The organism is Cytobacillus stercorigallinarum, from assembly GCF_014836495.1.
GTDB classification, from domain to species: Bacteria; Bacillota; Bacilli; order Bacillales; family Cytobacillaceae; genus Cytobacillus; species Cytobacillus stercorigallinarum.
Genome location: NZ_JACSQT010000001.1, coordinates 625647 through 639305 on the forward strand (window position 1 = coordinate 625647; position 13659 = coordinate 639305).

The following is a 13659-nucleotide window of genomic DNA, read 5'->3' on the forward strand; positions in this document are numbered from 1 at the left end:
ACTTTGGGAGGAATTTTTCATGAAAAAACGACGGCTCGTTATGAGGACAGCGATATTAGTGATTCTATTTGCAGCCGTTGCTTACACGCTATATGCAAACTTTAATAAGGAAAATGTGCATAAAGTACAAATAGGTAAAGAAGCTCCTGATTTTGTATTGGTCGATATGGATGGAAAAGAGCATCAACTATCAGACTATAAAGGCCAAGGCGTTTTTTTGAACTTTTGGGGTACTTGGTGTAAGCCTTGCGAAAAAGAAATGCCATTTATCAACAATCAATACGAGCAATTTAAAAATCAAGGGGTACAAACAATCGCTGTAAACATTAGTGAATCGAATTTAGCGGTGAACAAGTTTATTGAAAGACATGGCATGACTTTTCCGGTAGTCATTGATAAAAATGAAGATGTAAAGGCAGCATATGGCATCGGTCCTTTGCCAGCGACTTTTCTCATTAATCCTGAAGGGGAAGTCGTGAAATATCATACGGGGACTTTGACAGAACCAATGGTAAAAGATTTTATGACGCAAATCAAACCGTAATTATTGGGGAGTTTTTATGATGAAACAAGTAAAGTGTGAATGTGGCCATGTGAATCCTCATGGCACAGTCCTATGTGAATCATGCGGTCGTGTGTTAGTTGAAGAAGAGAAAAGTAAAAAGCTTGTTGATATGCGTTATGAGGGCAGTGCGAGAAGGTCACAAACGTACAACAAAACAATCATCGATAAAATATGGAACTTTTTTTCTTCTGTTAAAGTAGGGGTAACTTTAATCATTATTACATTAGCCGCTTCAGCGATTGGTACCATTTTTCCACAAGAAATGTACATACCTCCTACAGAAAATGCATCCGTTTATTATGAAGATCAATACGGGTTTGCTGGGGAAGTGTATTATACGCTAGGGTTTCATAACCTTTATAGCTCATGGTGGTATTTATTGCTAATTGCTTCAATTGGCGTATCTCTTGTTATATGTAGTCTCGATCGTGTCGTACCTCTTTACCGCGCCTTAAAAAAACAAAGAGTTGATCGGCATGAAGGGTTTTTAAGACGGCAAAGATTATATAGTGCCACAACCTTAGCTTCTATTGAAGAGGATTCATTTGAGAAAATCAAGGAGAAACTAAAGGAAAAACGCTACAACATAAGAGAAGAGAATGGAAGTATACTTGCCGAGAAAAACCGATTTTCAAGATGGGGCCCTTATATAAACCATATTGGGTTGATCATTTTTTTAATCGGTGGCATGTTGCGGTTTGTGCCGGGAATGTATGTGGACGAATTGCTATGGATTCGTGAAGGTGAAACAGTTGTTATTCCAGAAACAAAAGGTGAATATTATCTGGAAAATCATGAATTTATTTTAGAAACTTATGAAAAAGATAAAGAAAGTGAAGCGTTTACAACAGCGATCGAAAACAATGGTACAGTTGCGAAGAACTTTCAAACAAATGTGAGCCTTTACAAAGAATCTGGAGAAACAATTGCAGGACAAGACCCAGAGCTAGAAAAGGTAGAAGACTACGAATTAAGGGTGAATGAACCTTTAAAGTTTGAACAGTTTGCTCTTTATCAACAAAGCTATAAGCTAGGTGAGCTAAGCGAAATGTCGTTTGCTTTAACGAATAAAGAGACGAATGAAGAATTTGGTCAAATGACGATTGACTTACATAACCCACAAGATGAATACACATTTGAAAATGGATACAGTGTTGAGCTAATGAGCTATTTCCCTGATTTTGAATTTGATGAAAATTCGGAGCCAGTGACAAAATCACGCGTGCCGAACAACCCTGCGTTTATCTTTAAAATGTTCTCACCTGAACATCCAGATGGAGAAGTTAGTTTCGTTGCTATTCAACAAACGATTGAACCATATGGTGATAATGACTTAAAGATGGCCTTCAAAGGAGTAGACACGCAAAATGTTAGTGCTTTAACCGTAAGAAAAGATTTAACACTCCCTATTCTTGCTATAGGTGGTCTCATCTTCATGATTGGTGTCGTGCAAGGTGCGTACTGGAATCATCGCAGAATATGGATTAGAAGATTAGGAGACCAAGTTTTAGTTGCGGGCCATACGAATAAAAACTGGCACGGACTTAAACGAGAGATAACCCATGTATTTGATGGTAGTGGTATTCAAGAACCGATTGACCAATCAGATGAAACAACAAATAAGAAGGGTAAGGAGGAGTAATAATGGTTGCATTAAGTGGAAATTTATTATTTATCGCCTTTTTGCTCTATTTAGTAGGCACGGCTTTTTTTGCCGGTTCGATTAAGGACAAGAAAGCAAGAGAAAAAGATCATGGACCAAATAAGTGGGCGAAAATAGGTGTTGCGTTTGCGATTGCTGGATTTATATGTCAATTAGGCTATTTTATTACAAGATGGGTAGCAGCGGGACATGCACCTGTAAGTAATTTATTTGAGTTTACAACATTCTTTGGCATGTGTTTAGTTGGAGCGTTTATTGTCATTTATTTTGTTTATAAGCTTCCTGCCCTTGGGTTATTTACTTTACCAGTGGCACTTCTCCTTATTGGTTATGCTGCCATGTTTCCAAGGGACATCACACCACTGGTTCCTTCTCTTCAAAGTAATTGGCTACATATCCATGTAACAACAGCGGCGTTAGGACAAGCGATTTTAGCGATTAGCTTTGTTGCTGGCTTAATCTATTTAATTAAAGCAGTGGATCATACGAAAAAAACAAAAGAGGCAATATGGTTAGAAGTTGTTCTTTTTGGGGTTGTTTGTACACTCGGCTTCATTATCATTTCTTCCGTATTTGGGGCAACAGGCTACAAGTCAGAGTTTCATTGGATTGATAATAATAATGTAGAAGAAACGTTAGAATATCACTTGCCTGCTCTCGTTGGACCACATGAAGGTGAACATTTAACACCAGATAAATTTAGTCCTTTGGTGGAGACTCCTGGGATCATTAATGCCCAAAAGTTAAATACTGTTTTATGGTCATTGTTTACAGGGACGATTATTTATCTACTATTTAGGTTAATTGCTAGAAAACGGATAACGTTAGCCTTACAGCCGCTAACAAAGAGAGTAAATTTAGATTTAGTCGATGAAGTTGGTTATCGATCTGTTCTTATTGGCTTTCCAGTGTTTACATTAGGAGCGTTAATTTTTGCCATGATATGGGCCCAGATTGCTTGGTCGCGATTTTGGGGCTGGGACCCTAAAGAAGTGTGGGCATTAATTACTTGGTTATTCTATGCAGCATACCTTCACCTCAGATTATCAAAAGGTTGGCATGGTAAAAAATCTGCTTGGCTCGGTGTAATTGGATTTATTATTATCATGTTTAACTTAATTGTGGTTAACCTAGTTATTGCCGGGTTGCATTCCTATGCAGGATCGTGAAAATTTTGCTAAAATAGAAATGAGCATTAAGGTAGTGCTAGATTTATGCCTTCACTTCACATGTAGTGAAGTGAAGGCTTTTTTCTATGAAAATAATCTTCATTCTAAAGGAGTGCTATAAATGGATAATGAAGTAAAAGTGTTAGTTGTAGACGATGAAGAGAGAATTCGCCGATTATTAAAAATGTATTTAGAGAGAGAAGACTATGTTATTGAAGAAGCAGAAGATGGTGATGAGGCCTTAGAAAAAGCTTTAACAAATGAATATGATGTCATTCTTTTAGATCTAATGATGCCGGGGAAAGATGGGATAGAAGTTTGTAAAGAAATAAGAGAAATTAAAACTACCCCAATCATTATGTTAACGGCAAAAGGAGAGGAAGTAAATCGCGTCCAAGGATTTGAAGTAGGTACAGATGATTATATCGTCAAGCCATTCAGTCCTAGGGAAGTGGTATTAAGAGTAAAGGCATTGCTAAGAAGATCGTCTAAATCTTCTTACGTACCACCAGAAACAACGGCCAAAGATATCATTGTTTTTCCTTATTTAACCATAGATAATGATGCTCACCGTGTATTAGCGGATGGTAAAGAAGTAAGCTTAACGCCTAAAGAATATGAGTTGCTTTATTTTCTAGCTAAAGCCCCAGATAAAGTGTTTGATCGTGAACAGTTATTAAAAGAAGTATGGCATTATGAGTTCTTTGGTGACTTGCGTACAGTAGACACACATGTAAAAAGATTGAGGGAAAAATTAAACAAAGTATCAGAGCAAGCTGCTAGAATGATTGTTACTGTTTGGGGAGTGGGTTATAAGTTTGAGGTTGTAAATGAATGAGGTTATGGCATAGTGTTGTAGGAAAACTATGGGCAACCTTTCTTATACTGGTCTCGTTTGTCTTATTTATTTTAACGATTATGTTGCTGCAATTCTTTGAGAATTATCATATTGACCAAACAGAAAAGGGATTGAAGGCGACTGCTAATAAAATAGCAATGATCTTGGAGAAACATGATCGTGAAATAGGGCTAGAAATTGCTTGGGAGTTAGTAGATGAAGTGACAAAAGTAATCATTATTGCTGATGATCAAGTGTACTATTCTCCTAATGAAAGTCAAACATTTGAGTTGCCACTTTCCTATTTACATGGAGACCCAGATTTAAAAGCTGTTTTTACAAAAAATGAATCAGTGACTAAGGTGTCATCTTATTTAACGAATGGTGCAGAAGGTAATATAGATAATCCTGATATACTGATTAGTGGGGTACCACTTCCGCCTTCAAATGAAAATGATGGTGCAGTATTTATATATCAATCTTTAGAGGTTATGCAAGAAACAACAGAGTCAACGACTAAGTTTACTTTGTTAGCTGCAGGAGTAGCGATTATTTTAACAACTATTTTTGCTTTCTTCTTGTCAACGAGGATTACTGCCCCGCTTAGAAAAATGAAAGAAGCTGTAACAGCAGCATCACGAGGGAATTTCGATACGAAAGTACCTTATCTTTCTAAAGATGAAATAGGTGATTTAGCGATTACCTTTAATCGAATGGGTCGGCAGTTGAAATATAATATTGATGCCCTAAGTCAAGAGAAAGAACAACTCTCTAGCATTTTAAGCAGTATGGCAGACGGTGTATTCACCTTTAGTAAAGATGGTGAGATTGTCATAACCAATCCACCTGCGGATCGTTTTTTGCGGAATTGGTCCTATGAACGTGAAGATGGACTCACGAATAGTGTACCTGCTTATGTAATGGAGTTGTTCCAAACAGCTGTAAATACAGAAAGTGAAAGTATAGGTGAAGTGACGATTCAAGGGCGAACTTGGGTAATGATTATTAGCCCTTTATATAATGAAACCTATATTCGCGGTGCAGTTGCAGTGATCCGTGATATGACAGAGGAACGCCAACTTGATAAATTACGCAAAGATTTTATTGCCAACGTTTCTCATGAACTACGTACACCCATTGCTTTAATGCAAGGATATAGTGAAGCCATTGTCGATGACATCGCTGGTACTGAGGATGAGAAGAAAGAAATGGCTAAAGTTATTTATGATGAATCGTTAAGAATGAGTAGACTTGTGAATGAACTATTAGATATCGCAAGAATGGAAGCAGGCCATATTCAGCTTATTCGTGAAGCTGTAGAAGTAAAAGCCTTTATCCTAAAAGTCACCCGAAAGTTTCAAAGACTGGCGGCTGAAAAGAAAATTACATTGTCTGAGTCATTGGAAGATAAAGGGGTGTGGGCAAGCTTTGATCCTGATCGTATGGAGCAAGTGTTGACCAATTTGATAGATAATGCGATTAGACATACTCCTGAAGGTGGACAAGTCACGGTCGTTCAACATAGTAACGAAAAAGGGCTAATGATAGAGGTTGTTGATTCTGGGTCTGGAATTCCAGAAGAAGATTTACCATTTGTATTTGAAAGGTTTTATAAAGCAGATAAAGCACGAACAAGAGGAAGATCTGGAACAGGACTGGGCCTTGCAATTGCCAAGAATATTGTCGATACACATAAGGGTCAAATCACTGTTCAGAGTAAAATTGGACATGGTACGACATTTTCCATCTTTCTTCCGAAAAGTCATGAATGATTAGCACTGTTCTTGACGAATTCTCTTGATTCATAAGGAACATTCCACACATAAAAAAATATAGTAATTCGTAAACGAACATTCTTGAACTGCACCCCAGTAGTTAGACATAATCTAACAACTGGAGGTGCAGTTTTTCTATGGCCAAATTTAACACTAAGGAAAAGATAGCTACTGTCAAAACGACATATGAATAACATTGTATTTTCCGATGATTCAGACAGAATGTAACCAACTTGTGTCCGAAAACAGCTTGATACTAAAAGGTAACAGGAAGCGAAATGAGCAAGTAGAGATTTCCTAAAGAAATCCTTCCATTTTAATTTCATTAATACTATAGTTAGAGTGTAACTTTTTTAATTCTAATAACGACTATTATTTATGAACGGGGAGGGGAAGTTATTGGACTCCGTTTTCGATGAATTATATACAAAATACCATCAGGATGTATTTCAATTCCTATTTTATATGGTGAGAGATCGAGAGCTGGCAGAAGATCTTATGCAAGAAGTATATATAAGAGTTTTGAAATCATATGATAAATTCGAAGGCAAGAGTAGTGAAAAAACGTGGTTATTCTCTATTGCAAGGAATGTGGCAATTGATTCATTTAGAAAACAAAAAGGCTGGAAACAAAAAATAATTGAAAAGTTTGATTGGTCAAAGCAACAGATTAAAGATGAACACCCTATGCCAGAAGAAGTTGTTATGCAAAGCCAGGAAATCCAAATGATTTATCGGTGCATGGAGAAGTGTTCAGTCGATCAACGAACGGTTATTATAATGAGATATATTCAAGAATTATCCATTGCTGAGACGGCAGCAACGTTAGGTTGGACGGAAAGTAAAGTGAAAACTACGCAACATAGAGCATTAAAGGCTCTGAAGAAAAACATGTCTGACATGTGGGAAAAGGAGGGGTTAAATAGTGAAAAAACAAGATTGGAAAGATGATCACATCGAAGAACTATTGAAACAACTTCCTAAAATCACCAACCACATAAGTAAGCAAGATATGTATCAACAAATGATGATATATAAAGAGCAGAAGAAAAGAAAAAGGTGGCTAACCCCCTCTGTAGCTTCAGCAGTTGCAGTTTTATTATTATGTATTCTCGTTCCGACCATGATTAACTTTCAAGATTCAGCCGGAAGTGATGTAGATAATAGCGAGCAAGAGAACCAAGTCGCATCGAATGCCACTCAACCAAAGGATGCAAACGATGGAATCACAAATGATGAGATTACAAATGATGAGATTACAAATGATGAAAGTAATCCTACGCAAGGAAATACGGAAGATAAGGTAGAGAATGAAGAAGGAACGCCAAAAGGAGATATCGACCAGACAGGGGATATTTATGCTCAAAATGAACAGGCAGGAGATGCCGATGATGGTAATGAACAACCAGTGATTGAACCAACTGCAGTCTATGCGGAAGATATTAAAGGTCAAGAGGAAGTTTTAACATATTCTATACCAGATCATAATGTTCAAAATTTTATCCCCATTAGTGTGATGGTAAATAAAGAAGCAGAACTGTCTAAAATGGAATTATTCATTAATTATATGTCAGAATTAAAAGAAGCGGAATGGGGATTAGGGGAGCTAAACCCATTTGATGCGGACTTTCATTATGATTCTTCAAATCAAGTGCTTACAGTTGATTTTCATGCTGCAACAAATATTACTACAAGCAGTCAATCAGAAACAATTAAAGAAATATTAACGGATATGATGGCTGATTTTAATATAAAAAAGATCGATTTATTAACAGATGGTGAACAAGGGGTAGAGATGGGAAATGAAGGCTTTACAGAAGAAATAAATCAAGTAGATACGCCTAATAAATCTGCCTACTATTTTTACTATCCTAATGAAGAGTGGACAACGCCTTTCCTTGTTCCGTTTAGAAAAAAAATAAACTCGGTGACAGATGCGTTTGCAGCGATGAAAACAGGTATTGAAACATATAACTTGAAAGCTTCTATACCTGATGACATTGACTTTGAAACGGAAGTCGTGTCCGATGAACAATTATTAATCACTTTTGAAGATGATGCTGATATTAAGAATGATGAGGAAACTTTATATACGATTGAAGCAATTCTATTAACGGCCAAGGAATTTGAATATAATGAGGTTAAGTTGGAAAATACCGAAATTGATCAAATTGGTCGGTTTGATTTAGAAAAAGAAATTCAAGTGCCAGTAGCACCTAATAAAAGGGATTTGCCATAATAAAGAACAAAAAGTTGGTAATTATGACTAGTAAAGTCTATTATTACCAACTTTTTTTGTGTCTTTAACAAAGATTATATTGATAAAAGTGCCAAATAAAAAAGTAAAATTTATTTTTTGTATACATATTTTTTAAAAACTCGTACATAGTAATGGATGTGTTTTTTGGTAGGATTTGTCGTTTATCATAGAAATAATTAATTTGTCTATAGTATATAATCGCTTTAGGAGGCACAAGTTTTGAAGTATAAAGTAAGCCGTTTATTTATGTTCGGAAGTCTATGTATTCTTTGTTTATTGTTCAGTGGTGAAAATAAAGCTTGGGCAGACTCTTGGCCAGAAAAAACAAAGAATTGGGTATGGCCAGTAGAAGGGGTCATCACAGATACATATGGAACTAGGGGAGGACATCATAAAGGGATTGATATTGCTGCTGAGATAGGTACACCCATTCATTCAGTTGATAGTGGGGTAGTTACGAGATCATATTTCTCTGATACATATGGTAATGTTGTGTTTATACAGCATGATAACGATACAGAAACCATTTATGCTCATTTGAAAAAGCGTTTAGTATTTGAAGGTGATGTGATTTCAGCAGGTGATACAGTAGGAGAAATGGGGAATACTGGTGATTCCTCTGGTGTTCATTTGCATTTTGAAGTTCACGCAAACGAGTGGACCTTTTCAAAGGAGAATGCGCTTGATCCTTTTTTAGTATTGAATCATGATGAGGATACCCTGGTTGTTTCAGGAAAAATGAATGGGACTAATATGGATACATATGAAGTGAAATCAGGAGATACGTTATGGTCGATTAGTGAAAGATATAATGTGTCGGTAACAGAATTGATTAATAAGAATGGTTTGCGAACGGAAAACATATATCCTTACCAAATATTAAAGATGCCTTAAACTAAAAAGGAATGCATCTAAGCAAAGGTACATTTAATATGATAAAAATTAACATGGTTTTTATTTTTCAATCAAAATGAATTAAGGTTTGATTATTCAAAAAAATGTCTAAATCTCATTGTCCATGCCTCTTTTAAGGCGTATAATTGTTACATACAATTGAGGAGGCAGGCAAAATGTTAACGGATTATCATAATCATTTAGAGAACGGTACACTTACATTAGACTATTTAGAACAATTTACAAACGCTGCTAATAGTAAAAATATTGGTTCATTCGGTATTTCTGAACATGCTTATCACTTTTATCAAACGGCAGATATTCTGCAAAATAAATGGGTGAATGAAAGACGATATTATGATATGAAGGATTATGTGTCATTATTTCATCAAGCATGGGATAAAGGAATAGATGTCAAGATGTCTATTGAAATGGATTATACACCTGGAAAGCATAAGGAAATGGAGAAATTCATTCAATCTTATGATTTTGATTATGTGATTGGCTCTGTCCATTGGGTAGGTGACTTTGGCATCGATTTAGCTGAATACAAAAAGGAATGGGAACGACGCGACCTATACGATGTATATCGTAAATATTATGATCAGATAGTCACTTTGGCTCAATCTAATCTATTTGATATTGTTGGCCATATTGACTTAGTGAAGATTTTTAAATATGTTCCACAAGATGAAGCGTTTCTCTTAGAACAATACGAAAGAGCAACTGATGCTTTAGCACAATCAAAAACATGTGTGGAAATAAGCAGTGCTGGTTTAAGAAAACCTGTAGGTGAGCTTTATCCAGATCCAAGATTATTACGAAAATGTTATGAGAAGAATATACCAATCGTTCTATCATCTGATGCTCATTTTCCCGAGCATGTTGGTGCAGACTTTAATCAATCGCTTGCATTAGCAAAAGAAATTGGTTATTCATCCATCATGACTTTTTCAAAAGGTGAACGTAAAGAATATCCGTTAGGCTAGGGTATAATGATAAATAGTTATCAAATAAAAAATGAACAGGTTCTAATTGAATCTGTTCATTTTTTATTGATTTTGGTTATCTAAAAATAAAGAAGAGTGGTCGAATAAAGACCACTCTTACATGAAGGAATTATAAGATAATAGGATTAATAGAAACAATCTCATCTAAGTTATTCAATAAGGAAAGCTCATTTTCACTTAATGGTTTGTCAAAAGCTAGAACCATAATTGCTTCGCCACCTGCTTGTTTACGACCCACTTGCATTGTTGCAATATTAATATGGTGATCTCCAAGTACTTGACCTACGTGGCCAATAACACCAGGTCTGTCCATATGTTGAATATAAAGAAGATTGCCCTCTGGTAAGAAGTCAATATTAAAGCCGTTCAAATAGACAATTCTAGGTCCATAATGATCAATAAAGGTACCTCTAACTGTAAATGCATTTTCTTCGCCTTTTGCTGTGACTGAGATACAGTTGTCATAGCCAAATGCTTCTGTAGAAATCTTTTCACCAACAGTGATACCACGCTCTTTTGCAGTGAGTAATGCGTTTACTTCATTCACGTTAACATCTATTCTCCCTTTGAAGAAGCCAGATAGCATTGCTTTTGTTAAATATGCAGTCTCTAATTCTGTCACTGAACCCGAGTAAGTAATAGAGAGTTCATGTACCCCTTCTTTAACACATTGAGTTAAAATATTTCCGATTTGTTTAGAAATTTGGTAAAACGGTTGTATTTTTTCATAGATGTCTTTGGAAATCGCTGGTAAGTTAATTGAATTAGATACTGGATTTCCTTCAAAGTATGTCCGTACTTCTTGAGCAACTTGTGTTGCTACATTTAATTGTGCTTCTTTTGTTGATGCACCTAAATGTGGAGTTACAATTACATTATCATATTTTAAAAGTGGATGTTCACCAGGAGGTTCGGTTTCAAATACGTCTAGTGCAACTCCCCCAACATGTCCATTAGCCACGTATTTAGCTAAATCTTGCTCGTCAATGATACCACCACGTGCACAATTGAGTAAGCGAACGCCTTTTTTTGTTTTTTTCAATGCCTCTTCATTAATAATCCCTTTTGTTTCTGGTGTAAGTGGAGTATGAACCGTAATGATATCCGATCTTTGCAGTATTTCATCTAATGTAGTAGATTCTACACCAAGTTTTGCTGCACGTTCTTTCGTTAAAAAGGGATCAAATACTAACACACTCATACCAAATACTTTTGCTCGCTTGGCAATTTCACTCCCGATTCTTCCCATACCAACAATCCCAAGGTTTTTACCGAATAGTTCAGTACCTACATACTGATTTCTTTTCCATTCCAAATTCTTAACTGAGCTATGCGCTTGAGGGATATTTCTCATAAGGGAGGCCATCATAGCAAAAGTATGCTCTGCCGTAGAAATTGTGTTTCCGTCTGGTGCATTAATGACGATAATACCTCTTTTAGTTGCTGCTGGGACATCAATATTATCTACACCCACACCTGCTCTTGCAATGATCTTTAAGTTAGGCATCTCCGCCATTAATTCATCCGTTACTTTTGTAGCACTACGTACTAACAAAGCCTTAATAGTTGATAAATCAACTTCTGGATCGTCGGTTTTCTTTTGAATAATTTCGGCATTTGTGTCGTTAAGTAAAGGGTATAAGCCTTCTTCACTAATGGCATCAGCCACTAATATTTGATACATGTATGAACCCTCCTAAGTTGGTTACTTAATTATCTGATTATTTTACAAGACGAATATTATTCTGTCAATTGGATTTATTGTTTGTGTTTAAAATGGAAACGCTTTAATGTAATAAAATAAAACGATCTTCGAGGGAAGAAAATTTTTATCTATTGAGGACAGATGTCCATAATGGAGGGAATGTTTTTAATTCAAGATATGTACGATTTTAGGCTTCACAAATGAATTGTTTTTCAGTATAATGAAGTTGTCAAATAAATATGGTCTATCTTCGGGGCAGGGTGAAATTCCCGACCGGCGGTGATAAGTATTGAATACTTTAAGCCCGCGAGCCTAAAAGTGGAGTGCAATTAGCATGAAGCGTTTGTATTGGGCAGGATTTGGTGAGAATCCAAAGCCGACAGTAAAGTCTGGATGGGAGAAGATGGAGGTTCTGCTAACGTTCAAAGTGTACTACACGAACGTTTATTAAGAATGTCTTTGTTCAATTCTCCCTCAAGTTTACTTGAGGGTTTTATTTTGCAAAGACGCTTATTTGCTGAACTTTCTTCTATAGGAGAGATAGCCTAAAAGGAGAGAGGAAAAATTGAAGAAGTTAAATGTCAAAGCTTTTGTTGCAATTGGTATGTTAAGTAGTATTGCGTATATTCTTATGTTGTTAAACTTTCCATTACCACCGTTTCCGAACTTTTTGATGATTGACTTTAGTGATATTCCTGCTTTAGTGGCTGCATTAATATTTGGTCCGATTGCGGGAATACTGGTCGAATTGTTTAAAAATGTGTTGGATTATTTTATGACTGGAAGCGCTACTGGCGTACCTGTTGGTCATATTGCTAACTTTGTCGCAGGATTATTATTTATTTTGCCGACCTATTATGTTTATACAAAGATGAAATCCAAAAAAGGCATGACCATAGGGTTAATAATTGGCACAAGTGTAATGGCTGTATCCATGAGTTTGCTAAATTATTTCGTCTTTTTACCAGCCTATACAATGTTTTTAAATATGCCCGCAATGTCAGGACCAGAAATGCGTTCAACTGCAGTCATGTTTATTCTACCTTTTAACTTTATTAAAGGAATTTTAATGGCATCGGTATTTATGCTTGTATTTGTTAAGATGGGTAATTGGATTAATAAACAAAGATCATTAAATACGATTGCTTAATTTATAAAGGAGGCATCTAACTTTGAAAAGTTGGATGCCTTTTAATATATAAACATATGCCGCTTAAGTAGAATGGCTACTTATCCATTGTTTCACCATTCGAAAAGCACAAATAGACTCATGGGCAACTTTCGATCACTATTATTTAATCTTTTAGCTAAAGAAGAGAAAAGCCCATTGGTTTCATTTTGGAAGAAGGATCTTTATTCGCATTAAAAAACGAACAAACCCGTGAATAATAGGATTTGTCCGTTTTCTTGTTTTGTTCTATTCGTATTTTAACGGATCACCATCAAAGGAATCGTCTGCGACTTTGATTGAGTCTGTTGGACAGCCTTCAAATGCATCCATCATATCTTCTATAAGAACATCGGGAATTTCTACAATTCCTTCATTATCATCTAATGTTACAAATGCGATGCCCTCATCATCATAATCATAAATGTCTGGAGCTGCCGCACCACATGCGCCACAAGCAATACATGTTTCTTTGTCAACAATTGTATACTTCGCCATGGAATAACCTCCTATTTAAAATCTTTTTCATGTTAAAGCACGAAAATATCTGCCGAAACACTTACCACATGTTCTATTGTAAATCTGTCTTGTAAACATTTCAATAAAAATCTA

At 35.9% G+C, this 13659-nt stretch carries 12 protein-coding genes and 1 riboswitch; of the genes, 10 read left to right on the forward strand and 2 right to left on the reverse strand.

Annotation, left to right across the window (positions count from 1 at the left end):
• Window positions 1-19: 19 nt before the first annotated feature.
• The 9 genes from resA to H9655_RS03225 all read left to right on the forward strand — a co-directional run bounded on the left by resA (window position 20) and on the right by H9655_RS03225 (window position 10153).
• Window positions 20-544, forward strand: a complete 525-nt coding sequence (resA, locus tag H9655_RS03185; protein WP_191810786.1) for a thiol-disulfide oxidoreductase ResA — start codon at window positions 20-22, stop codon at window positions 542-544.
• A 19-nt stretch (window positions 545-563) separates the two neighbouring features.
• On the forward strand, window positions 564-2207 hold the full coding sequence (gene resB / locus H9655_RS03190) for a cytochrome c biogenesis protein ResB (RefSeq protein ID WP_191810788.1): 1644 nt from the start codon (window positions 564-566) through the stop codon (window positions 2205-2207).
• A gap of 2 nt (window positions 2208-2209) precedes the next feature.
• Complete coding sequence (ccsB, locus tag H9655_RS03195) at window positions 2210-3397, forward strand: c-type cytochrome biogenesis protein CcsB (protein WP_191810790.1); 1188 nt, start codon at window positions 2210-2212, stop codon at window positions 3395-3397.
• 121 nt (window positions 3398-3518) lie between these two features.
• Window positions 3519-4235: a response regulator transcription factor gene (locus H9655_RS03200; protein ID WP_191810792.1), complete on the forward strand. Its 717-nt coding sequence runs from the start codon at window positions 3519-3521 to the stop codon at window positions 4233-4235.
• Window positions 4232-6007 carry an ATP-binding protein gene (locus H9655_RS03205; protein ID WP_191810794.1) on the forward strand — a complete coding sequence of 592 codons (1776 nt, stop codon included), beginning with the start codon at window positions 4232-4234 and terminating at the stop codon, window positions 6005-6007. Before H9655_RS03200 ends, H9655_RS03205 begins: the two co-directional genes overlap by 4 nt.
• A gap of 402 nt (window positions 6008-6409) precedes the next feature.
• Window positions 6410-6961, forward strand: a complete 552-nt coding sequence (gene sigX, locus H9655_RS03210; protein ID WP_095372719.1) for an RNA polymerase sigma factor SigX — start codon at window positions 6410-6412, stop codon at window positions 6959-6961.
• Window positions 6936-8249, forward strand: coding sequence for a hypothetical protein (locus H9655_RS03215; RefSeq protein WP_191810797.1), 1314 nt, complete (start codon window positions 6936-6938; stop codon window positions 8247-8249). The genes sigX and H9655_RS03215 overlap by 26 nt, the downstream gene beginning before the upstream one ends.
• Window positions 8250-8516: 267 nt before the next feature.
• Entirely contained in the window at window positions 8517-9164 is a 648-nt protein-coding gene (locus H9655_RS03220; protein ID WP_191811363.1) for a peptidoglycan DD-metalloendopeptidase family protein, read from the forward strand.
• A gap of 176 nt (window positions 9165-9340) precedes the next feature.
• Window positions 9341-10153: a histidinol-phosphatase gene (locus H9655_RS03225; protein ID WP_191810799.1), complete on the forward strand. Its 813-nt coding sequence runs from the start codon at window positions 9341-9343 to the stop codon at window positions 10151-10153.
• 130 nt (window positions 10154-10283) lie between these two features.
• Here H9655_RS03225 and serA read toward each other — a convergent pair whose 3' ends face one another.
• Window positions 10284-11858 carry a phosphoglycerate dehydrogenase gene (serA, locus tag H9655_RS03230; protein WP_191810801.1) on the reverse strand — a complete coding sequence of 525 codons (1575 nt, stop codon included), beginning with the start codon at window positions 11856-11858 and terminating at the stop codon, window positions 10284-10286.
• Window positions 11859-12121: 263 nt separating this feature from the next.
• A riboswitch (FMN riboswitch) is annotated at window positions 12122-12288 on the forward strand.
• Between the two features lie 156 nt (window positions 12289-12444).
• Here serA and H9655_RS03235 point away from each other — a divergent pair.
• Window positions 12445-13029: an ECF transporter S component gene (locus tag H9655_RS03235; protein WP_191810803.1), complete on the forward strand. Its 585-nt coding sequence runs from the start codon at window positions 12445-12447 to the stop codon at window positions 13027-13029.
• Window positions 13030-13296: 267 nt separating this feature from the next.
• Here H9655_RS03235 and H9655_RS03240 read toward each other — a convergent pair whose 3' ends face one another.
• Window positions 13297-13545 carry a ferredoxin gene (locus H9655_RS03240; protein WP_191810805.1) on the reverse strand — a complete coding sequence of 83 codons (249 nt, stop codon included), beginning with the start codon at window positions 13543-13545 and terminating at the stop codon, window positions 13297-13299.
• Window positions 13546-13659: the final 114 nt, after the last annotated feature.